General features: G+C 57.1%; 23 protein-coding genes. 19 read left to right on the top strand and 4 right to left on the bottom strand.

The window, feature by feature from the left end:
- The 14 genes from V6936_RS13915 to rpsQ all read left to right on the top strand — a co-directional run.
- The coding region (locus V6936_RS13915; protein WP_336580017.1) for an elongation factor Tu at positions 1-767 on the top strand (767 nt) is incomplete at its 5' end.
- A 146-nt stretch (positions 768-913) separates the two neighbouring features.
- Entirely contained in the window at positions 914-1,225 is a 312-nt protein-coding gene (rpsJ, locus tag V6936_RS13910; RefSeq protein WP_003803053.1) for a 30S ribosomal protein S10, read from the top strand.
- A gap of 272 nt (positions 1,226-1,497) precedes the next feature.
- Complete coding sequence (locus tag V6936_RS17385) at positions 1,498-3,432, top strand: glycine betaine ABC transporter substrate-binding protein (protein WP_442892612.1); 1,935 nt, start codon at positions 1,498-1,500, stop codon at positions 3,430-3,432.
- The gene (locus V6936_RS13895) at positions 3,429-4,271 is read left to right on the top strand and encodes a quaternary amine ABC transporter ATP-binding protein (protein WP_003803048.1); all 843 of its coding nucleotides are present in this window, start codon (positions 3,429-3,431) and stop codon (positions 4,269-4,271) included. Before V6936_RS17385 ends, V6936_RS13895 begins: the two co-directional genes overlap by 4 nt.
- 240 nt (positions 4,272-4,511) lie before the next feature.
- Positions 4,512-5,186 (top strand): 50S ribosomal protein L3, encoded by a 675-nt coding sequence (gene rplC / locus V6936_RS13890; RefSeq protein WP_003803046.1) that lies wholly within the window; start codon positions 4,512-4,514, stop codon positions 5,184-5,186.
- 3 nt (positions 5,187-5,189) lie between these two features.
- A complete protein-coding gene (gene rplD / locus V6936_RS13885; protein ID WP_059318600.1) occupies positions 5,190-5,810 on the top strand; it encodes a 50S ribosomal protein L4 in 621 nt (206 codons plus the stop codon).
- A complete protein-coding gene (rplW, locus tag V6936_RS13880) occupies positions 5,807-6,103 on the top strand; it encodes a 50S ribosomal protein L23 (RefSeq protein WP_003803043.1) in 297 nt (98 codons plus the stop codon). Before rplD ends, rplW begins: the two co-directional genes overlap by 4 nt.
- 1 nt (position 6,104) lies before the next feature.
- Positions 6,105-6,932 carry a 50S ribosomal protein L2 gene (rplB, locus tag V6936_RS13875; protein ID WP_003803041.1) on the top strand — a complete coding sequence of 276 codons (828 nt, stop codon included), beginning with the start codon at positions 6,105-6,107 and terminating at the stop codon, positions 6,930-6,932.
- A 12-nt stretch (positions 6,933-6,944) separates the two neighbouring features.
- Positions 6,945-7,220, top strand: coding sequence for a 30S ribosomal protein S19 (gene rpsS, locus V6936_RS13870; protein ID WP_003803039.1), 276 nt, complete (start codon positions 6,945-6,947; stop codon positions 7,218-7,220).
- Between the two features lie 3 nt (positions 7,221-7,223).
- The gene (gene rplV / locus V6936_RS13865) at positions 7,224-7,553 is read left to right on the top strand and encodes a 50S ribosomal protein L22 (RefSeq protein ID WP_003803038.1); all 330 of its coding nucleotides are present in this window, start codon (positions 7,224-7,226) and stop codon (positions 7,551-7,553) included.
- 9 nt (positions 7,554-7,562) lie between these two features.
- Positions 7,563-8,336 (top strand): 30S ribosomal protein S3, encoded by a 774-nt coding sequence (gene rpsC, locus V6936_RS13860; RefSeq protein WP_003803035.1) that lies wholly within the window; start codon positions 7,563-7,565, stop codon positions 8,334-8,336.
- Positions 8,337-8,338: 2 nt separating this feature from the next.
- Complete coding sequence (gene rplP, locus V6936_RS13855) at positions 8,339-8,755, top strand: 50S ribosomal protein L16 (protein WP_003803033.1); 417 nt, start codon at positions 8,339-8,341, stop codon at positions 8,753-8,755.
- A gap of 9 nt (positions 8,756-8,764) precedes the next feature.
- Positions 8,765-8,956: a 50S ribosomal protein L29 gene (rpmC, locus tag V6936_RS13850; protein ID WP_003803032.1), complete on the top strand. Its 192-nt coding sequence runs from the start codon at positions 8,765-8,767 to the stop codon at positions 8,954-8,956.
- A 1-nt stretch (position 8,957) separates the two neighbouring features.
- A complete protein-coding gene (gene rpsQ, locus V6936_RS13845) occupies positions 8,958-9,233 on the top strand; it encodes a 30S ribosomal protein S17 (protein WP_003803027.1) in 276 nt (91 codons plus the stop codon).
- A 329-nt stretch (positions 9,234-9,562) separates the two neighbouring features.
- Here rpsQ and V6936_RS13840 read toward each other — a convergent pair whose 3' ends face one another.
- Positions 9,563-10,531 carry an AraC family transcriptional regulator gene (locus V6936_RS13840; protein ID WP_131071096.1) on the bottom strand — a complete coding sequence of 323 codons (969 nt, stop codon included), beginning with the start codon at positions 10,529-10,531 and terminating at the stop codon, positions 9,563-9,565.
- Positions 10,532-10,660: 129 nt separating this feature from the next.
- Here V6936_RS13840 and V6936_RS13835 point away from each other — a divergent pair, with 129 nt between their 5' ends.
- The 5 genes from V6936_RS13835 (at position 10,661) to V6936_RS13815 (ending at position 15,137) form a co-directional block, all read left to right on the top strand.
- Positions 10,661-11,221, top strand: coding sequence for a carboxymuconolactone decarboxylase family protein (locus V6936_RS13835; RefSeq protein WP_003803023.1), 561 nt, complete (start codon positions 10,661-10,663; stop codon positions 11,219-11,221).
- Positions 11,206-12,297, top strand: coding sequence for an acyl-CoA dehydrogenase family protein (locus V6936_RS13830; RefSeq protein ID WP_219235358.1), 1,092 nt, complete (start codon positions 11,206-11,208; stop codon positions 12,295-12,297). Before V6936_RS13835 ends, V6936_RS13830 begins: the two co-directional genes overlap by 16 nt.
- A complete protein-coding gene (locus tag V6936_RS13825) occupies positions 12,294-13,103 on the top strand; it encodes an ABC transporter ATP-binding protein (RefSeq protein ID WP_059318601.1) in 810 nt (269 codons plus the stop codon). The genes V6936_RS13830 and V6936_RS13825 overlap by 4 nt, the downstream gene beginning before the upstream one ends.
- 10 nt (positions 13,104-13,113) lie before the next feature.
- On the top strand, positions 13,114-14,310 hold the full coding sequence (locus V6936_RS13820; RefSeq protein ID WP_336580016.1) for an ABC transporter substrate-binding protein: 1,197 nt from the start codon (positions 13,114-13,116) through the stop codon (positions 14,308-14,310).
- Between the two features lie 77 nt (positions 14,311-14,387).
- On the top strand, positions 14,388-15,137 hold the full coding sequence (locus tag V6936_RS13815) for an ABC transporter permease (protein ID WP_003803013.1): 750 nt from the start codon (positions 14,388-14,390) through the stop codon (positions 15,135-15,137).
- 375 nt (positions 15,138-15,512) lie between these two features.
- Here the strand turns inward: V6936_RS13815 and cysG are convergent, their stop codons facing one another.
- Genes cysG through V6936_RS13800 form a run of 3 tightly spaced genes read right to left on the bottom strand, consistent with a single transcriptional unit; the run spans position 15,513 to position 20,522 of the window.
- Positions 15,513-16,967 carry a siroheme synthase CysG gene (gene cysG, locus V6936_RS13810; RefSeq protein WP_240209118.1) on the bottom strand — a complete coding sequence of 485 codons (1,455 nt, stop codon included), beginning with the start codon at positions 16,965-16,967 and terminating at the stop codon, positions 15,513-15,515.
- A 1-nt stretch (position 16,968) separates the two neighbouring features.
- A complete protein-coding gene (gene cysI, locus V6936_RS13805; protein ID WP_003803008.1) occupies positions 16,969-18,678 on the bottom strand; it encodes an assimilatory sulfite reductase (NADPH) hemoprotein subunit in 1,710 nt (569 codons plus the stop codon).
- Between the two features lie 11 nt (positions 18,679-18,689).
- Positions 18,690-20,522, bottom strand: a complete 1,833-nt coding sequence (locus tag V6936_RS13800) for an assimilatory sulfite reductase (NADPH) flavoprotein subunit (protein WP_059318603.1) — start codon at positions 20,520-20,522, stop codon at positions 18,690-18,692.
- Positions 20,523-20,610: the final 88 nt, after the last annotated feature.

Raw genomic sequence — 20,610 nt, 5'->3', positions numbered from 1 at the left:
ATGACGAAGAGCTGATCGAACTGGTTGAAATGGAAGTTCGTGAGCTGTTGTCCAAGTACGACTTCCCTGGCGACGACACCCCGATCATCAAGGGTTCGGCCAAACTGGCTCTGGAAGGCGACGAAGGCCCACTGGGTAGCCAAGCTGTTCTGGCTCTGGCCGAAGCGCTGGACACCTACATTCCTACGCCTGAGCGTGCCGTTGACGGTACCTTCTTGATGCCTGTTGAAGACGTGTTCTCGATCTCCGGCCGTGGTACGGTTGTGACCGGTCGTATTGAGCGCGGCATCATCAAAGTCGGCGAAGAAATCGAAATCGTGGGTATCAAAGACACGGTCAAGACCATTTGTACCGGCGTTGAAATGTTCCGCAAACTGCTGGACCAAGGCGAAGCTGGCGATAACGTCGGTCTGCTGCTGCGTGGTACCAAGCGTGAAGACGTGGAGCGTGGTCAAGTTCTGGCCAAACCTGGTTCGATCAAGCCACACACGGACTTCGACGCCGAGGTGTACATTTTGTCCAAAGAAGAAGGTGGTCGTCACACGCCTTTCTTCAAGGGCTACCGTCCTCAGTTCTACTTCCGTACAACTGACGTGACCGGCACGATCGAGCTGCCAGAAGACAAGGAAATGGTTCTGCCAGGCGACAACATTTCGATGAAAGTGTCCCTGATCGCTCCTATCGCCATGGAAGAAGGTCTGCGCTTCGCTATTCGCGAAGGCGGCCGTACCGTTGGCGCTGGCGTGGTGGCAAAAATCATCAAGTAATAAGCCTTGATCGCGGTGTGAAGGTGCAAACCTTCCCGCCGCGTCTTTGCTACCCCCAAAAGGGGTGCTTTTTAGTCAGAGTTTCTTCGAGCAATCGGTAAGCCCAGTCAAAAAGCCCCCACTTATATCGTTCTTTAGGATTACCCATGAAAAACCAGAAAATCCGCATCCGTCTGAAGGCTTACGATTACAAGTTGATCGATCAGTCTGCTGCTGAGATCGTAGAAACCGCCAAGCGCACCGGCGCTGTTGTTCGTGGTCCAGTACCACTGCCAACACGTATCCGTCGCTACGACATTCTGCGTTCGCCGCACGTCAACAAGACATCGCGCGATCAGTTTGAAATGCGTACCCACCAGCGCTTGATGGACATTGTCGATCCTACCGACAAGACCGTCGACGCTCTGATGCGTCTGGATTTGCCAGCCGGTGTTGACGTCGAAATCGCTCTGCAGTAATTCTGCCTAGCAGTTCGAGCTTCATCGAAAGAAACGCCATGCAACTGCATGGCGTTTTTTTTCGTCCGTAAGCAGCGGTCTGACTCAGACGATAGGGTGACTAGCCGCCATTTTTTCTGAGCAGGGGTTTTGTCTCTCGTCCTTGACCCTGTTGTGAGCGATGCACGCTGATGCCGCCGTGGAGTAAAACCTGTTTTTAGTTTGTTTTTACGACCGGACACACTTTCACCCGGAAACAAATGCGACGATGAGCGGGGTGAAGGAGGACGAGAATGAAAAATCAGATACGAAAGCCATTTCTGGCCCTGTGGTACTGCCTGGGCCTATGGCTTTGCCTGTGGGGAGGTCATGCATACGCGCAAGCTTGTCAGCCGGACAAACCAATACGTCTGGCTGACTTGAGCTGGGAGAGTGCCGCGTTCAGCACGGAGCTGTATCAACAGATTCTGGAAAGGGCGTATGGCTGCAAGACTGAACGGGTGCCGGGCTCCTCGGCTGCCTTGGAAAGTGCGTTGGCACAGAATGATATCCAGGTAATCGGCGAGATCTGGTCCGGGCGTACCGAGATCATCGAGAAAGCCATTGAAGCCGGACAGGTTCAGGTTCTGGGCAATACGCTGAAGGGTGGGGCCGAGCAGGGGTGGTACGTTCCGGACTATGTGGTCGAGGGTGATCCTGACAAGGGAATCAAGCCAATTGCCCCCGATCTCCAGAAAGTTGAAGATTTGGGGCGCTACGCCACTATTTTCAGCGACCCGGAACAGCCCCATAAAGGTCGCTTCTATAACTGTCCCTCCGGTTGGGTCTGTGAAACCTTCAATAGCCATCTGTTCGATCTCTATGGTCTGGGCGAACACTATCAGAATTTCCGACCCGGTACGGGTGCGGCTCTGGATGCGGCCATCAGTGCTGCTTATGACAGGCGTGAGCCTATCCTGTTCTATTACTGGCAGCCAGCAGGCCTCATGGCCAAGTATTCCTTCAAAAAGCTGGCCAGCGCGCCTTTCAATGAACGTTGCTGGGAAGCGGCGGTGTCTGGCAAAGGCCAGGTTTGCCCCACAGACTTCATTCTGGCCCATATTGGTGTGGCGGCCTCCACGCCTTTCGTACAGTCGCATCCTGATCTGGTGGATCTGTTCGAAAAAATCCAGCTTGAGCCTGAGCAGATGAACAAGATCATTCTGGGTATGACGGAAGGCGGACAGAATGCCCGTACACAGGTGCAGAAATTCTTGAAAGAGAACCCTGAGCAATGGCGCCAGTGGATGCCTGCGGCACAGGCAGAGCGGCTGCTGGCCTCCCTGGAGCCGCAGTCAACAGGGAAGGTCGCTGTCTCGCAGCCGTCATTTTTTGCACAGTGGTCGGCGGCGGATTGGGTGAATCGCCAATTGCTGGTAGCCGTGCGGGATTGGGGCACAGGTTTTCGTCAGATCAGCGCCTGGATTCTGACGAACGCCATCTTGCCGGTGGAGCGGGTCTTGCAGCAGGTGCCCGCCTGGGTCATCCTGGCCTTGACCGGTTTGCTGGCCTGGTGGGGCCAGCGACGTTTCCTGCCGGTCCTGCTCTACGTGGCCGGTCTGTACCTGATAGGCGCCATGGGTTTGTGGGACAAGCTGATGCAAACCTTCACTCTGGTGCTGGTGGCAACCGTTTTTTCGATTCTGATCGGTGTCCCACTTGGCATTCTTAGCGCCCGAAGTCGTCTGCTTAGAAAAGTGCTGACGCCCGTGCTGGATGTGATGCAAACCATGCCTAGCTTTGTGTACCTGATTCCGGTGCTGATGCTGTTTGGCCTGGGTAAAGTCCCCGCCGTCCTGGCCACCGTTGTCTATGCTGTCCCTCCCTTGATTCGCCTGACCAGTCTGGGACTGCGACAGGTGGACAAGCATGTGATGGAAGCGGCACAGGCGTATGGGGTCACGCGCTGGCAAATGTTGACCAAGGTCACCTTGCCTCTGGCCCGTCCCAGTATCATGGCGGGCATCAATCAGACCACCATGATGGCACTTTCCATGGTGGTGGTGGCCTCCATGATTGGGGCTCAGGGTTTGGGTGAAGACGTGCTGGCGGGGATTCAGACCCTGGATATCGGTCGTGGCTTGCAGGCAGGGGTAGCGATTGTGATCCTGGCGATTGTCATTGATCGGATCACCCAATCCTTTGGTCGTTCTCAGCGTCACCGTCGTAAGGTCAGGAGGCAAGCATGACGACGATACCTACTTCTCACCATGACTCCGACTGCAAGATTGAGCTGCGGGATGTGTATAAGGTTTTTGGTAATCGGGCGACCGAAGCCGTCGATTTGTTAAAGCAGGGGGTCGACAAGCAGGCCGTGCAAAAGCAGACGGACTGCATTGTGGGGCTGGCGGGGGTAGATGCCTGCTTTCCCGCGCAGCAGATATCCTGCGTGATGGGCTTGTCCGGTTCGGGCAAATCCACGCTGGTGCGCCACATCAACCGTTTGATCGACCCCAGCGCCGGACAGGTGCTAGTGGATGGGCAGGACATCTTGCAGCTGGACATGGCCAGCCTGCGACAATTCCGCCGCTATGGAATCAGCATGGTCTTCCAGGCCTTTGGCCTGCTGCCCCATTTGACCGTGTTGGAGAATGTCGCCTTCGGTCTTGAGGTGCGTGGAGACAAGCGTTCGCAAGCCCGAGAGCAAGCTCGGCAATGGCTGGAGCGCGTGGGTCTGCATGATTATGCCGATAACTACCCTGACGAATTGTCAGGCGGGATGCAGCAACGCGTAGGCCTGGCGCGAGCGTTGGCTGTCGATGCCGATATTTTGCTGATGGACGAGGCCTTCTCGGCCCTGGACCCCTTGATTCGCTACGAGATGCAGGATGAGCTTTTGCGTTTGCAGAGCAGCCTGAACAAAACCATTATCTTCATTACGCACGATATCGATGAGGCATTGCGGCTGGGGCAGCATATTGTGGTGTTGCGTGAGGGGAGGGTGGAGCAAAGCGGGACGCCGACGCAAATTCGGGATGAACCGGTCAATGAGTACGTCGCTCGATTCGTGAATAAGGCACATCAATAAATGGCGGGGGTGGAATCCGTTTTCTTGATGGCGCCCTGATGGCGTGCAGGGGCAAATGGGAAAAAACTGTTGTCAATCAAGCAGTTTCGGGCCATTTTTTGCAGTAAATCTTGCTTGGCTTTACAGCACCGTGCTATATTTACTAGCTTAGCCAAAAAGTTTTGGCTATGGTCGTCGCGCAAATTATTGCGTGTACTCTCAGTTAGCCCTGACCAATCGTAGTCAGGAATGGAGAAAACGATGTCGAACTCGACACCTACGCCTGCCGCGTGGCGGCTGGGCCTTGTTGGGCGTAAAGTTGGCATGACCCGTGTGTTTACAGAGGAAGGCGAGTCCATCCCTGTGACCGTGCTGGACGTGTCCAACAACCGCATCACCCAGGTCAAGACGCCCGCAGTTGACGGTTACGCTGCTGTACAGGTTGCCTTTGGCACCCGTCGTGCAACACGCGTTACCAAGCCCCAGGCAGGGCATTATGCAAAAGCTGGCGTTGAAGCTGGCAGCATCCTGAAAGAATTCCGCCTCGACCCCGCTGCTATCGCCGAGCTTTCCGCCGGTTCCGTAGTTGCTGTGGAAAGCATTTTCGAAGCGGGTCAGAAGGTTGACGTTACGGGCACCACGATCGGTAAAGGCTTTGCCGGTACCATCAAACGCCACAATTTTGGCGGCCAGCGTAACAGCCACGGTAACTCGCGCTCGCACCGCGTACCCGGTTCCATTGGTCAAGCCCAGGATCCAGGCCGTGTGTTCAAAGGTAAAAAAATGTCGGGCCATATGGGTGACGTTACCCGTACGGTTCAGAATCTTGACGTGATCCGCGTCGACGCCGAGCGTGGCTTGTTGTTGGTCCGGGGCGCTGTCCCAGGTCACAAGAACGCCAATATCGTTGTGCGCCCTGCTGTGAAAGGAGCCTAAACCATGGAACTGAAGCTCCTGAACGAACAAGGCCAAGCTGCATCCACATTGCAGGCCAACGAAAACGTTTTCGGTCGTGAATTCAACGAAGCTCTGGTTCACCAGATCGTTGTTGCTTACCAAGCCAATGCTCGCAGCGGCAACAGCAAGCAATTGACACGCGCTGAAGTCAACCACAGCACCAAAAAGCCATGGCGCCAAAAAGGCACCGGTCGCGCTCGTGCTGGTATGACATCCTCGCCCGTGTGGCGTGGAGGCGGTCGTGCATTCCCCAACACCGGTGAAGAAAACTACGCACACAAGGTCAACAAGAAGATGTACCGCGCCGGTATCAGCGCGATTCTGTCTCAGTTGGTCCGCGACGAGCGTCTGTTGGTTGTTGATTCCTTCACTCTGGAAGCACCCAAGACCCGTCTGGCAGCCAACAAGCTGAAAGACCTGGGCCTGGAATCCGTGTTGATCATCACCGACGCGCTGGACGAGAACGTGTACCTGGCTACGCGTAACCTGCCTCACGTTGCTGTGGTTGAGCCACGCTACGCCGACCCGCTGTCCCTGATCCACTACAAAAAAGTGTTGGTCACTAAAGCGGCTGTCGCTCAGTTTGAGGAGATGTTGGGATGAACGCCGAACGTCTATTGCAAGTCATTCTGGCACCTGTCGTGACTGAAAAAGCCACGTACGTTGCCGAAAAAAATCAGCAAATCGCTTTCCGCGTCGCTCCTGATGCCACCAAGCCCGAAATCAAAGCTGCTATTGAACTGCTGTTCAAGGTAGAAGTTGAGTCGGTTCAGGTGCTCAATCAGAAGGGCAAAGAAAAGCGCTTTGGCCGTTTCATGGGTCGCCGCCGCAGTGTGCGCAAGGCATATGTCTCGCTCAAGCCCGGTCAGGAACTCGACTTTTCTGAGGTGAACTAATATGGCATTGGTAAAAGTAAAACCAACGTCGCCAGGTCGCCGTGGCATGATCAAAGTGGTTCACCCTGAACTGCACAAAGGCGCTCCTTACGCGGCTTTGCTGGAAAAGAAATCCAGCAGTGCTGGCCGTAACAACAACGGCCACATCACGGTTCGTCACCGTGGCGGCGGTCACAAGCAGCATTACCGTATTGTCGACTTCCGTCGCAACAAGGACGGTATTCCTGCGAAAGTAGAACGTCTGGAATACGACCCTAACCGCAGCGCTCACATCGCATTGGTGTGCTACGCGGACGGCGAGCGTCGTTACATCATCGCCCCTCGTGGTCTGGAAGTGGGTGCAACGGTTGTGTCTGGCGCGGAAGCTCCTATCCGTTCCGGCAACACTTTGCCTATCCGCAACATTCCTGTGGGTCAAACCATTCACTGCATCGAGATGCTGCCTGGTAAGGGTGCTCAAATCGCTCGTTCCGCTGGTGGTTCCGCTGTGTTGCTGGCTCGTGAAGGCACGTACGCTCAAGTGCGTCTGCGTTCCGGTGAAGTTCGCCGCATTCACATCGACTGCCGCGCCACGATTGGCGAAGTCAGCAACCACGATCACAGCCTGCGTCAGATCGGTAAAGCCGGTGCTGTTCGCTGGCGTGGTATTCGTCCTACCGTTCGCGGTGTGGCGATGAACCCAGTCGATCACCCGCACGGTGGTGGTGAAGGTCGTACGGGTGAAGGCCGTGAGCCAGTCAGCCCATGGGGTACGCCTGCCAAGGGCTACCGCACCCGTCGTAACAAGCGCACAGACAACATGATTGTTTCGCGCCGTAAGCGCAAGTAAGGGGCGAACACTATGTCACGTTCGATCAAAAAAGGCCCATTCGTTGATGCTCACCTGATCAAAAAGGTTGATGCAGCCGTTGTGGGTAACGACAAGCGACCAATCAAGACCTGGTCGCGCCGCTCGACCATCCTGCCCGAGTTCATTGGGCTGACGATTGCCGTTCACAATGGTCGTCAACATATTCCCGTTTACATTAACGAGAACATGGTTGGCCACAAGCTCGGCGAGTTCGCCTTGACCCGTACTTTCAAGGGTCACGCTGCGGACAAAAAGGCCCGGAGATAAGTGATGGAAACTACAGCAATTATTCGTGGAGTCCATATTTCGGCGCAAAAAGCACGTCTGGTTGCGGATATGATCCGCGGCAAGTCCGTTGCTCACGCTCTGAATACGCTGACTTTCACTCCCAAGAAAGCCGCTGGCATCATCAAGAAAGCTCTGGAATCGGCTATTGCCAACGCTGAGCACAATGACGGCGCCGATATCGACGAACTGAAAGTCACCTCCATTTACGTGGACAAGGCTCAGTCGTTGAAGCGTTTTTCTGCACGAGCCAAAGGCCGCGGTAACCGTATTGAGAAGCAGACTTGCCACATTGTGGTCAAAGTCGGCGCTTAAGGAGTCACAATGGGACAGAAAATCCACCCAATTGGGTTCCGCCTGGCTGTTAACCGTAACTGGAGCTCGCGTTGGTACGCTGACGGTGCTGAGTTCGGTACGATGTTGGCTGACGACATCCGTGTGCGCGAATACCTGAAACGCAAGCTGAAAAGCGCGTCCGTTGGCCGTGTGGTCATCGAGCGTCCTGCCAAAAATGCTCGCATCACCATTTACTCGGCTCGTCCAGGTGTGGTGATCGGCAAGCGCGGCGAGGATATCGAAAGCCTGAAGGCTGACCTGCAGCGCCTGTTGGGCGTGCCCGTGCACGTTAACATCGAAGAAATTCGCAAACCTGAAACCGACGCTCAACTGATCGCCGATTCCATTGCCCAGCAATTGGAAAAGCGCATCATGTTCCGTCGTGCGATGAAGCGTTCCATGCAAAACGCCATGCGTCTGGGTGCCCAAGGCATCAAGATCATGAGCTCGGGTCGCTTGAACGGCATCGAAATCGCTCGTACCGAATGGTACCGCGAAGGCCGTGTGCCTCTGCACACCCTGCGCGCTAACATCGATTACGGTACTTCCGAAGCGCACACGACGTACGGGATCATCGGTATCAAGGTCTGGGTCTACAAGGGCGACATGCTGCCTAACGGCGAAATGCCTGTTGACACCGTAGCCCCTGAAGAGCGCCGCCCACGTCGTCCACGTGGTGACCGCCCTGAAAACCGCCGTCCAGGTGGTCGTGGTCGCGGTCCTCGTAAAGACGCTGCTCCTGCTGCGTCCGAAGGAGAATAAACATGCTGCAACCTTCTCGCAGAAAGTATCGCAAAGAGCACAAAGGCCGTAATACCGGTCTGGCGACTCGCGGTGCGCAAGTTTCGTTTGGCGAATTTGGTCTGAAAGCCACTGACCGTGGCCGTCTGACTGCTCGCCAGATCGAAGCAGCACGTCGTGCAATTAACCGTCACATCAAACGTGGTGGCCGCATCTGGATCCGTATCTTCCCCGATAAGCCAATTTCGCAGAAACCTGCCGAAGTTCGTATGGGTAACGGTAAGGGTAATCCAGAGTTCTGGGTCGCTGAGATTCAACCAGGCAAGGTCCTGTACGAAATGGAAGGTGTTAGCGAAGAGCTGGCACGCGAGGCATTCCGTCTGGCCGCTGCCAAGCTGCCTATCTCGACGACGTTCGTAACGCGTCAGATCGGTGCTTAAGGAGACGTCATGAAAGCCAGCGAACTCCGTACTAAAGATGCCGCCGAGCTCCAGAAAGAGCTCGAGAGCCTGTTGAAAGCACAATTTAACCTGCGCATGCAGCGTGCTACTCAACAGCTTTCCAACACCAGCCAATTGGGCAAAGTACGCCGCGACATCGCTCGCGTGCGCACTGTCATGGCTGAGACCGCAGGAAAGTAAGATGAGCGAAACTCAAACTACCGAAAAACGTCAACGTACCCTGATTGGTCAAGTTGTCAGCAACAAGATGGACAAAACTGTCGTCGTTCTGGTTGAACGCCGCGTTAAACATCCTCTGTATGGCAAGATCATCGTGCGCTCCAATAAATACAAAGCACACGACGAGACCAACCAGTACAACGAAGGCGATACCGTTGAGATTTCCGAAGGCCGTCCTATCAGCCGCAGCAAGTCCTGGACTGTTGTGCGTCTGATCGAAGCAGCCCGCGTGATCTAAACGCTTGCTCAGATGTTAGGCCTTGGCCTGGCTCTGGTAGGTCAAAAAAACCCCAATCTGTTTACAGATTGGGGTTTTTTTTATGCCCCGCTGTCTGCCCCTCTGTGGCGGGAGAAGGCTGGGAAATCAGGTAGGTAAGGGGCGAACAGGGCTCAGGATGATTACCAGAGTCCGTATTTGAGTCTGAACGGGTGGGACAAGCCTTTTGTCTGATCGGCGTGGTAGGCCGCTCGCGGCATCACAATGATCACCTTGGGGCTGATTGTCTGCACGGATGAGCCGCGTGATGACAGGGTTGGACTGTCGTTCGTGGCTGGCGGTGTGGCCGCTCAGGTGCGTGGCTCTTGCTTACGCCATTGAGCCGGGCTGACACCGACACTGCGCCTGAATGCCGCACTGAATGCCGCCGCGGAACTGTAGCCGATGCGCTCGGCGATCTGTTCCATGGTGAGCCCCTGTTCCAGCTGCCGTTTGGCCAGTTGCATGCGTAGTTGCAACAGTATCTGGGCCGGTGCCATCCCGCATAGCAGGGTAAAGCGTCGGTGAAAGGCGGCGCGTGACATGTTCAGATAGGCCGCCATGTCATCGACTGACCAGGCCTTGGCCGGTTCCCGCAGCAGTTGTTCGATCAGACCACCAAAAGCAGGGTCGCTGGCAAGATGGATCAGGCCCGCTGGCAAGGCTCCTTCGGAGGGCGTTTGACCAATTTGCCGCCGCAAAGTGTAGAACAGCAAAAGCTCCACCAGTTTCTCCAACAGGCTGGGGTTGGCCTGTGGGTGGCGCTGCATTTCCGCCTGGATCAAGTCCAGCAAAGGACGGCCCGTATCGGCATCAGCCTGCGAACCGTCAATCAGCAAAACATCAGGCACCGTTGCCAGAAGCAATTCACTCAAACCCCGACCCAAATTCAGAAAGCCGCAGAGCAGGCCGGTGCTCTGGGGCACTTGAGGCTCCAGACCTTGCATGTTTTGCCGCTGCAACGCCGCATTCCAGTTTGGGGGCTGTGGCGATGAGCTCAGCCGGTGAGGAATGTCACGCAGAAAAAACACGGCGTCGCCTGCTTGCAGGGCCAGGGTGTCCTGATGCGGGATGTGTAGCCAGCACGGTCCATGCAAGACCACATGAAAGCCGGCCCGTTGATGCCCGTGCAGGCTGCTTTCCCATTGATTGCAATACTGGCCCAAATGAAACAGGCTGGCCGAGATCTCCAGCCCCGACAAGAGCAGCTCTTCCACAGGGCGCCCTGTGTCGTGGGAGTTGAGGGCGCAATGGCCGTCAGGAAAGGCAGAATCACTCATGTGGAAAATATGCTTATTTCTTTTCGTGGATATTTTTAATATGAATACCGCTATGTTCGCACATGGAGATCAGGCGCCAGTCAATCGACAATAAAACCTTCTCGGATTAACTAAGGAATTGTCGCGATCATGACCCGCTTAACGTTGCATACTGTGGACTCCGCCCCTGAGGCCGTCAAACCAGCCCTGGAAAAAGCTGTGCGTGGTAGTGGCTTTCTCTCTAACCTGCTGGCTATTTTGGCGAACGCCCCCGTTGCCTTGCAAGCCTACCAGGACATGTCTGCCTTGAATGCCACCGCCAGCCTGTCGCTGGTCGAGCGCGAGGTGGTGCAGCTGGTTGCCGGTACCACACACGGCTGCCGCTTCTGCGTGGCCGGTCATACCGCCATCGCGACGAACAAAGCCAAGCTGGACCCAGAGATTCTGGCCGCCTTGCGTGCTCGTGGTTTTGATCAGATCAATGATGAACGTCTCCAGGCCCTGGCCCTGTTCAGCCGCGCGGTGATTGACACCCGTGGTCAGGTATCGGATCAGGATCTGGCCGCCTTCCGTGCTGCGGGCTATGGCGATCAGCAGGCTCTGGAGGTCATTACCGGCATTGGTTTGGCGACCATCTGCAACTTTGCCAATAATCTGGCTCGTACGCCGCTCAATAGCCAGTTGGAGGCCTACGCATGGGAAACGCCTTAACACGCGCCGAACAGGCTGTGCTGGCCTCAGAGCGCTCGGTTTTATCGCCTGCTCTGGCCCAGTGGCTCGAAGAGCACGCCCTGTCGCTGGATAGTGAGGCCTCCCAGTCGCAGGCCTTGTTGCCTCGCCTGGCGCAAGACGGTTTGTTGAGCCTGGGTCTGCAAGCGGACTTTTCCGATTTTGGTGATGCCGTTCAGTCTATTGTGGAAGTGGCTGAGCATTCGCTGACGGCGGGTTTTGTCCTGTGGAGTCAGCGCACCTTTATTGAATATCTGCGTGAGGTTCAGGACCCTGCCATGCGAGAGCGTTACCTGCCCGGTTTGCTGGACGGCAGTATTGCAGGTGCGACCGGACTGTCCAATGCCATCAAGTTCCTGGGTGGCATTGAAGAGCTGCAAGTGCGCGCCCGGCCCGAGCAAGGTCAGTGGCAGTTTGATGGCCGTTTACCGTGGATTACCAATCTGCGTCCCGGTAATTGTCTGGTTGCTATTGTGGCCGCCATGCCCGGCGATCAGGCGGGTATATGGGTGGCCCAGTTGGGTGATTCAGGGCTGGAGCGTTCGGAGGACCTGGATTTGGTCGGCTTGCGCGGCAGCAATACCGCCGCCTTGACCTTTAATGCCGTGCGCCTGGAACAAGAGCGTTTGTTGCATCCTGATGCCGGCCTGTTTGTGCGTTCGGTGCGACCTCGATTCATGGCGTTGCAGTGCGGCATGGCGATGGGGCTGGCGCGTCGCTCCTTAAAGCAGGTACTCAAGGCGCCACGCTGCCAATGGGTGCAGGAACAGCCCGCCCGCCGCTTGTTGGATCGCGTGCAGGAATTGTCGGATGTGCTGCTGGATGCCGTGCGCAAGCCAGACTCGGCCACGCCGCCTGATCTGTTCAGAGTTCGTATCGAGCTCAGCAGTCTGGCGTTGCAGGCCGTGGCCTTGGAAAGCTCCGCGATTGGCGGGGCGACCTATATGCAAGGCAAGCACCCCCAACTGCTGCGCCGTTACCGCGAAGCCATGTTGGTGCCTTTGATATCGCCTACTGTAGCGCAACTGAAAGCTGAACTTGGACAGGATGCCCTATGAGTTCCGCCACCCCCTTGCCGTCTGATTCTGAAGGGGTCGCGCTCTTGTCCGCGCGGGGTATCAGTCTGGCCTACGGTGGCCAGACTATCTTGCAGAACCTGGACCTGAACGTAGGCGCGGGCGAGATCGTCGCGCTGCTCGGTCCCAGCGGAGTCGGTAAATCCTCGTTGCTGCGGGTGCTGGCGGGTTTGCAAAGGCCTACGCAGGGTGAGGTGTCATTTCTAGGGCAGGCTGTGCGAGGGGTTCACCCTGCCTTGGCCATGGCCTTCCAGGAGGCCATCCTCTTGCCATGGCTCAACGTGCAGGCCAATACGGGTTTTGGTTTGGGCTTTGCTCGTCAGCCCTGCGTCTCTGCAGCAGAGCGCCGCCTGCGAGTGGAACAAGCACTGCGTCAGGTCGGTTTATATGACAGCCGCCACCAGCGTCCCGGTGCCTTGTCGGGCGGTATGGCACAGCGTGTGGCGATTGCCCGCTGTCTGGCACGACGTCCACAGGTCTTGTTGATGGATGAACCCTTTGGGGCGCTGGATGAGGTAACTCGTCGTCAGATGCAGGAGTTGATTCTGTCGATTCGCGGTCAGACCGGCTGCGCCATTGTTCTGGTCACTCACGATATCGATGAGGCGCTGTTGCTGGCTGACCGTGTGCTGCTCTTAGGCGGCCGTCCGGCCGGACTGCAGCGTGAGTGGAGCTGCCCGGCACATCCCCGATCTCATTTGGATAACTGGCTTCAGGCCATACGCCTGGAAATTGTGGCCAGCCTGGAGCAAAGCCTCTCCCAGGCGGTTCACGCTTCTGTTTTGTAAGGTGCACTTCATGATTGAATCTCCTACCTCCCGTACCCGTCGTGACTTGCTGAAACTGGCATCCCTGCTGACAGTCGCGGGCGCTGCACCTTTGCTGGCCCAAGGGGCTGCCCGTGCGCAAAGTGAGTCAAATGCGCCTTTGCGTATCGGCTACTTGCCAATCACGGATGCTACCGCCATGTTGGTGGCGCATCACAATGGGTACTTTGAAGAAGCGGGCATTACTGTTGAAAAGCCTGTCATGGTGCGTAGCTGGGCCCAGTTGATCGAAGCCTTTATCTCCGGGCAGGTCAATCTGGTGCATTTGCTCTCGCCCATGACGGTGTGGGCACGTTATGGCAGCAAGGTGCCTGCCAAAGTGGTCGCCTGGAATCATATGAGTGGCTCGGCCATTACCGTGGCGCAAAATATCAGTTCTGCTGAGCAACTGGGTGGGCAGACGGTAGCGATTCCCTTCTGGTATTCCATCCATAATGTGGTTTTGCAGCATGTGCTCAAGGCCCATGGCCTGACGCCGGTGGTGAAGAACTCGGGCGCGCTGGCTCCCAACGAGGTCAATCTGGTGGTGATGGCGCCGGCCGACATGCCGCCGGCGCTGGCATCAGGACGGATTGCGGGTTTCACTGTCGCTGAACCGTTCAATGCGTTGGCGGAGACCCAGGGCATGGGCCGCATCTTGCGCTTTACCGGCGATGTCTGGCGCGATCATGCCTGTTGCGTGGCCTTTATGCATGAGCAGGATTTGCAGGCGCGACCGCAGTGGTCGCAGGCGGTCGTCGATGGCTTGGTCAAGGCGCAGATCTGGATTCGGGATAACCGTGCCGACGCGGCTCGTATCCTGTCGCGTGAGGGTGGGAATCGCTATACCCCGCACACCCAGGAAAATCTGTTGAAAGTTTTGGCTCCGGACTCGAGCGACCGTGCCCAGTATGTGAAGTCCGGCGTCATTCGTCATCCGGACTGGGATGACCAGCGTATTGACTTCCAGCCTTACCCATTCCCCAGCTATACCGAATCCCTGGTGCACCTGTTGCAGGGCACGCTGATTCAGGGCGAGCGTGGTTTTCTGGAGGGTTTGTCGCCACAACAGGTGGCTAAAGATCTTGTGGACGACCGCTTTGTGCGTGCGGCCTTGGAAAAGCAGGGCGGGCTGACCCAGTTTGGCTTGTCCGAGCAATACACCCGCAATGAGAGCATCGTGGTATGAGTTTGACTGCGTCTGCCCCCCCATCCAGCGTGCCGTCTTTGACGCAGTCCCATCAGCGAGCGACTGTCAGGCCCAAAATGAACGCCTGGGTAGCCAGCACCTTGTGGGGCCTGGGCGGTCTGGCCGCCGGGGTCCTGCTGTGGTGGTTGGCCACCGCATGGTCCAGCAGCCCCCTTATGCAGCAGTTCGGGCCTGCGGCTGCGTTTCATAGCCTGCTGGAGATACTGGGCTGGTCAGAGACCTGGATGCATGTGGGTGCCAGCTTGCAGCGTATCTTTGTTGGTCTGGCTATCTCCCTGGGCGTGGGTGTGCCCGCGGGTCTGCTGCTGGGCTTGTCTGCCCGTGCCCATGCCGCCTTGACGCCCTTATTTCAGTTCCTGCGCATGATCTCGCCCCTGTCCTGGATGCCGATTGCCGTGATGGCTTTCGGGATTGGGGACGCACCGATTTATTTTCTGCTGGGGGTGGCCGGTGTTTGGCCGGTCCTGCTCAATACCGCTTCGGGTGTACGGCATTTGAATCCGCGCTGGTTGATGTTGGGCCGTAGTTTGGCCGCGACCAGGCTGGAGACGCTGTTGTATCTGATTTTGCCGGGTATTGTCGGGTCTGTGCTGACAGGCAGCCGACTGGCTATTGGTGTGTTATGGATTGTGCTGGTGCCGTGCGAAATGCTGGGTGTGTCCGCTGGTTTGGGTTACCTGATTCTGGATACGCGTGATCGTATGGCTTATTCCGAACTGATGGCGGTGATCGTTCTGATTGGCCTGATTGGCTATTTGCTCGATAGCGCCTTGCGTGCCCTGTTTTCGGCTGTTGCGCAGCGCTGAATGATCAGGCCCTTCAAGGCTGGCCAAGGGCTTGAGTCTATCCGCGTGCTCCCGCCTTTGGTGTGTGCAGAAGCATGAGGAATTGCTCAGTGATGAGTGTTTCCAGACTGTCAGCATCTCTCAAGCCAAGAGCCTTAAGAAAAAAGCCCTCAACGTTTTTGAATGTTGAGGGCTTTGGCGATTTTTTTCTCAAACCATGCCGGTCAGTGACCTCGTCAGCCGCGAGCGCCGCCGGTTGAGTTTGTCGTCCTTCTGCCTGTCTTGCTGGTGATTCCCTGTTCAGAGACGTAACCTTGTGTCTGAATTGCTCGCCATAACGGCCCGGCGCGGCGAGAAAACCTGCTTTGAGATCGAGGCCCGTGTCTGGGCTGGCAATCAGGCTGCGGCAAGCGCCTTGTCCAACGTTGGTTCAATGACGGCACGGGGACTTAATTGATCAATCAACTCGCCATACCAGGACAAGGTACTGCCCAGGGTCACGACCTGACCAATTACCAAAATGCACGGACTGGCAAACTGATGTTGCTGGGCATCTTGGGCAATGGTGTCCAGGGTGGACAACAAGGTGCGCTGCTCCGGGCGTGAGCCGTTTTCAATCAGGGCGCAGGGTGTGGAGGCACTGCGGCCACGCTGTACCAGCTCGTGGCTAAAGCCCAGGATTTGCTGCAAGCCCATGTAGACAGCGACTGTTTGGCTAGTATCGAGCAAGGGATTCCAATCCTCGATTCCGTGCCCGCTTTTGCGATGTGCCGTTACGAACTGCACGGACTGTGCGTGCTCACGGTGCGTCAGCGGGATGCCGCTATAGGCGGCACATGCGATGGCAGCCGTGATGCCGGGCACCACCTCAAACGCGATACCATGCTCGGCCAGATGCTCCAGTTCTTCGCCGCCCCGGCCAAAAATAAAGCCATCGCCGCCTTTCAGGCGCACGACGGTCTGGCCAGCGCGGGCGTAGTCAATCATCAGTTGATGAATGCGGTGCTGGGTTTGATGATGGTCCTCGCCCAACTGTTTGCCCACAAAAATACGATGGGCGTCACGGCGGGCCAGTTCCATCACCTGATCGGATACCAGGCGATCGTACAGAATCACGTCGGCACGGTTCAGCGCGCGCAAGGCGTGCAGGGTCAACAGTCCGGGGTCGCCTGGGCCGGCGCCCACCAGAATGACACGACCTTGAGAGGCACGGGGGGCTTCAGGCTCTTGCAGCGCGTTTTCCAGGCTAAGACGTGCCTGTTCATCCTGGTGGCTGCGAAGGGCGGCGCCCACCGGGCCATCCAGCAACCAGTCGTAAAACCGGCGGCGCGCACCCAGCTCGGGGCGGGCGCGTCGAATGGCGCTGCGGTACTCTTGCGCCAGACGGCTGATCGCCCCCAGACTGTGGTCCAACATGGTTTCCAATTGCTCCCTGACTCGTCGTGCCAGCATGGGGGCCGAACCGGCCGAGGAAATGGCAATAATCAGGGGGGAACGATCCACGATAGCAGGCACTTGAAAGCTGGACAGCTCGGGGTCGTCCACCACATTGACCAGAATGCGCGCTTCCTGGGCGTCCTGGGCGATCACCTGGTTTACTTCCCGCTTGTCGGTTGCGGCAATGATCAACCAAGCCCCCTGCAGGTGCAGGGCCTGGTAGCGTTCCCGGATCAGGGTAATGCGTCCCTGACGAGCCAGAGCTTCCAGGCTGTCCACCACATAAGGGGCGACTAGCGTGACCTGAGCTCCGGCAGCCAGGACCAGACGTACTTTGCGCTCGGCAATTTCGCCACCGCCGATCACCAGTACTGCACGTTGTTTCAAGTTGGCGAATAGAGGAAAGAGGTTCATGTCAGGCCGGCTGTAAAACCAGGGGAATCAGACGGCTCGTGGGTTCGGCAATGACGCCGACGCGCACCAGGAAATCTCCGAAGTGCTCATCTGGCAGACGCTCGGCTGCGAAACGGCCAAACAGCTCGTCCAGAATGCTCAGGATTTCCGGTTCGGCAATATTCTGACGATAGATCACGTTCAGACGTTCGCCGCTGAAGTTGGCTCCCAGGCGCAAGTCATAGCGGCCCAGTGCGCGTCCAACCAGTGCAATTTCACCCAGGTAAGGGCGGGCGCAGCCGTTGGGGCAACCGGAAATGCGCAGCACAATGCGCTCATTACGCAGCTGGTATTTGTCCAGCAGGGTTTCCAGCTTGGGCAACAGGATGGGGGCGTAGCGTTCGCTTTCGGCCATGGCCAGACCGCAGGTGGGCAAAGAGACGCAGGCAATCGTGCTGCTGCGTATGCCACTTTGCGTTTGATATACGTCCAGCTTGTGGTCGGCCACCAGTTTGTCGATAGCGGTTTTATCCGCCTCGGGAACGTCGGCAATAATCAGGTTCTGGTTGCAGGTCAGCCGGAAATGGCCTTGATGAATCTTGGCGATTTCACGCATGCCGCTTAGCCAGGGACCTGTTTCGGTATCCATGAGGCGTCCCGAATCCACCCGCAGGGTCAGGTGCCAGCGGCCATTGTTGCCTTGAATCCAGCCAAAACGGTCGCCATTGTGGTCAAAGTGATAGGGCCTTGAAGGCTCCAGAGTATGACCACTGCGGTTTTGTACCTCTTCCAGAAACCAGTCTGCCCCCAGCTTGTCCACGGTGTACTTGAGACGGGCATGACGACGTTCATCTCGATTACCGTGGTCCCGTTGGGTGGTGATGATGGCCTCGCATACCGCCAATATCTGTTCGGGGCGCGCAAAGCCGATCACGCTGCCCAGGCGCGGATACGTGGTTTCATCTCCGTGGGTGGCGCCCATACCGCCGCCGATCGCCACGTTAAAGCCCTGCAATTGATTGTTGTCGATAATGGCGATCAGGCCGATGTCCTGCGCAAATACGTCCACATCATTCAAAGGCGGCACGGCAATACCAATCTTGAACTTGCGAGGCAGGTAGGTTTTGCCGTAAAGCGGCTCGAAATCCTCGCCGTCAATGGCGTCTTCGACTTTTTTGCCATCCAGCCAGATTTCGGCGTACGCGCGGGTTTTGGGCAGGAAGGTTTCAGAAATCTTGTCAGCCCACTCTTGTACCAGGCCGTGCTGCTCGGACAGCAGGGGGTTGGTTGCGCTGACAACCTGGCGGTTCACATCGCCGCAGGTTGCCAGGGTGGTGGACAAGGCGTCGTTAATGGCGCGCAGGGTGGGTTTTAAAAATGGCTTGCGTACGCCGTGCCATTGAAAGGTCTGACGGGTGGTAATGCGCAGGCCGAACTGGGCCCAGTCACAGGCGATCTTGTCAAATGCCAGCCACTGGGCAGGTGTCACCACGCCACCGGGCAAGCGGGCGCGAATCATGAAGCTAAAGGCCGGCTCCAGCTTTTGCTTGCGGCGTTCTTCGCGCTGGTCGCGATCGTCTTGCTGATAGCTGCCGTGAAATTTCAGCAGTTTGTTGTCGTCTTCGCTGATGGCGCCGGTAATGGGATCGGCCAAACCCTCGGTAATGCTACCGCGCAGATAGTGGCTATCAATCTTGACCTGTTCGATAGCGGCGATTTTCTTTGTTGTCATGTCCTTGCTTCTCAGTAAACGTCGCGGGCGTAGCGGCCCTGCGCCGAGAGTTCTTCCAACCAGCTGCGAGCCTGGTCTGCATCCAGTCCGCCTTCCTGCTGCGCTATTTTTTGCAGGGTCTGGTGAACGTCTTTAGCCATTTGTGTGGCATCGCCGCATACATAAATATGGGCACCGCCCTGAATCCAGGCATAGACTTCGGCCGCTTTTTCCAGCAGGCGATGTTGAACGTATATCTTGTTTTCCTGATCCCGCGAGAAAGCCAGATCCAGATGCTGCAACTGCCCATCCTGCAAGGCGCGCTGCCATTCGGTCTGATAGAGGAAATCAGAGTGAAAGTGCGGATTGCCAAAAAAGAGCCAGTTGCGGCCTTTACCGCCCTGGATGCCGCGTTCCTGTACAAAGGCCCGGAAGGGAGCAACCCCAGTGCCGGGGCCAATCATGATGACGTCCCGGTCGTTGTCCTCAGGCAGGCGAAAACGCGTATTGGGATCGATAAAGACCGGCACGGTATCGCCTTCGCTGCGGCTGGCCAGATAGTCCGAGGCGACGCCCCACCGATCCTGTCCGTTGAACTGGTAGTGCACATTGGCGACGGTCAGATGTACTTCCTCGTCCACTTCGGACTGGCTTGATGCGATGGAGTACATGCGCGGTGCCAAAGGGCGCAAGGCTTGTACCAGCTCGGCGGCGCTCCAGGTGGCCGGGAAGCGTTCCAGTACGTCCAGCACTTGGTGGGTCTTTAGCAACGCTTGCAAGGTGTTCAAACCGTCTGGGCCCACGGCTGTTTGCAGCACGGTATCGCTGTTGCGTTTGGCCAGTTCCACCAGGAAAGGTTTGGTCAGTTGGGTGAGTTCGCGGTAGTGGCTGAGCCATGCTTGCAGCGTGTGCGAGGTGCCCTGAATGGTGACGGTTTCCGTCGGGTCCAGCTTCAAGGTTTGAATGACGGCTTCAACCAGCTTGGCATTTTGTGTAGGCCAGACACCCAGGGCATCACCGGGTTGGTACTGCAGGCCACTGCCTTCCAATGACAGCTCATAGTGATAGATAGTGCGGGTGCTGTCACGGCCCGTGATGCTTTGACTTTGCAGGATGGTGGCCTGGAAGGGATTATCACGGGTATAGCTGCTACGCGCTGGGGTTTCCAGTACGGTGACGTTACTCGATTGCGCAGCGGGCGAGGCTGCTGCAGCGTGGGCCTGGTGATCCGTTTCCAGAAAAGCAAAAGCCTTGTCCTGCCACGGGGCGGCTACCGTATCAATATCCAGATCGGCCAGGCCAGTATCCAGGATGCGCTCTGCCCCCAGAGCGACCAGACGTTGATCGATTTTTTCCGCGATCCCACAGAACAAGGGGTAGCTGGAGTCGCCCAGACCCAGCACGCCAAACTTCAATCCGGGCAGCTTGGGAGCGCGGGCACCGGAGAGGAATTCGAAAAATCCGATGGAGTCGTCGGGTGGGTCGCCTTCGCCCTGCGTGCTGATAATGACATACAGCAAACGCTCTTCTTTCAGCTCGCGCGTGGGGTAGCGGTCGGCGCGCAGCAGGCGCACGGCAATACCGGCCGCCTCACACCGTTGAGCAAAAGCTTCGGCGACGCGTTGAGCATTGCCCGTTTGACTGCCAAACACAATGGTGGCAGGACGTTGGGCGGGGGCAGCGGCGGCCGGTACCAAAGACAGTTCAGGAGCGGCCGGCACCTGAACGGGAAGCCCGTTATGGCGTATTTGTGCGACCCCTGCGAGATAACCGGACAGCCAGTTCAGGGACAGCGGATCGAGCTCTTCGGTGATTTGGGCAATCGCGGTGCGATTCGTTTCCGAGAGGCGGGACAGGGCGTGCATTCTGACACTCGCTTATATGAATAGTTTGTCCCATTCTAAAGAGCGGTATCAGGGTGACGAACGATCTGATTCTTATTTGTTTATGAAT

Source organism: Alcaligenes sp. CHO6 (genome assembly GCF_037120595.1).
Taxonomy (GTDB): domain Bacteria; phylum Pseudomonadota; class Gammaproteobacteria; order Burkholderiales; family Burkholderiaceae_B; genus Alcaligenes; species Alcaligenes ammonioxydans.
This window is presented reverse-complemented; position numbering and strand designations above follow the sequence as displayed.

Coding starts and splice junctions, on each gene's coding strand:
- rplB (WP_003803041.1), top strand. CDS start 6,105: ATGGCATTGGTAAAAGTAAAACCAACGTCGCCAGGTCGCCGTGGCATG.
- rplC (WP_003803046.1), top strand. CDS start 4,512: ATGTCGAACTCGACACCTACGCCTGCCGCGTGGCGGCTGGGCCTTGTT.
- V6936_RS17385 (WP_442892612.1), top strand. CDS start 1,498: ATGAAAAATCAGATACGAAAGCCATTTCTGGCCCTGTGGTACTGCCTG.
- rplW (WP_003803043.1), top strand. CDS start 5,807: ATGAACGCCGAACGTCTATTGCAAGTCATTCTGGCACCTGTCGTGACT.
- V6936_RS13830 (WP_219235358.1), top strand. CDS start 11,206: ATGGGAAACGCCTTAACACGCGCCGAACAGGCTGTGCTGGCCTCAGAG.
- V6936_RS13840 (WP_131071096.1), bottom strand. CDS start 10,531: ATGAGTGATTCTGCCTTTCCTGACGGCCATTGCGCCCTCAACTCCCAC.
- rplV (WP_003803038.1), top strand. CDS start 7,224: ATGGAAACTACAGCAATTATTCGTGGAGTCCATATTTCGGCGCAAAAA.
- rplD (WP_059318600.1), top strand. CDS start 5,190: ATGGAACTGAAGCTCCTGAACGAACAAGGCCAAGCTGCATCCACATTG.
- cysG (WP_240209118.1), bottom strand. CDS start 16,967: ATGAACCTCTTTCCTCTATTCGCCAACTTGAAACAACGTGCAGTACTG.
- V6936_RS13825 (WP_059318601.1), top strand. CDS start 12,294: ATGAGTTCCGCCACCCCCTTGCCGTCTGATTCTGAAGGGGTCGCGCTC.
- V6936_RS13800 (WP_059318603.1), bottom strand. CDS start 20,522: ATGCACGCCCTGTCCCGCCTCTCGGAAACGAATCGCACCGCGATTGCC.
- rplP (WP_003803033.1), top strand. CDS start 8,339: ATGCTGCAACCTTCTCGCAGAAAGTATCGCAAAGAGCACAAAGGCCGT.
- rpsJ (WP_003803053.1), top strand. CDS start 914: ATGAAAAACCAGAAAATCCGCATCCGTCTGAAGGCTTACGATTACAAG.
- cysI (WP_003803008.1), bottom strand. CDS start 18,678: ATGACAACAAAGAAAATCGCCGCTATCGAACAGGTCAAGATTGATAGC.
- rpsQ (WP_003803027.1), top strand. CDS start 8,958: ATGAGCGAAACTCAAACTACCGAAAAACGTCAACGTACCCTGATTGGT.
- V6936_RS13815 (WP_003803013.1), top strand. CDS start 14,388: ATGAACGCCTGGGTAGCCAGCACCTTGTGGGGCCTGGGCGGTCTGGCC.
- rpsS (WP_003803039.1), top strand. CDS start 6,945: ATGTCACGTTCGATCAAAAAAGGCCCATTCGTTGATGCTCACCTGATC.
- V6936_RS13895 (WP_003803048.1), top strand. CDS start 3,429: ATGACGACGATACCTACTTCTCACCATGACTCCGACTGCAAGATTGAG.
- rpmC (WP_003803032.1), top strand. CDS start 8,765: ATGAAAGCCAGCGAACTCCGTACTAAAGATGCCGCCGAGCTCCAGAAA.
- V6936_RS13820 (WP_336580016.1), top strand. CDS start 13,114: ATGATTGAATCTCCTACCTCCCGTACCCGTCGTGACTTGCTGAAACTG.
- rpsC (WP_003803035.1), top strand. CDS start 7,563: ATGGGACAGAAAATCCACCCAATTGGGTTCCGCCTGGCTGTTAACCGT.
- V6936_RS13835 (WP_003803023.1), top strand. CDS start 10,661: ATGACCCGCTTAACGTTGCATACTGTGGACTCCGCCCCTGAGGCCGTC.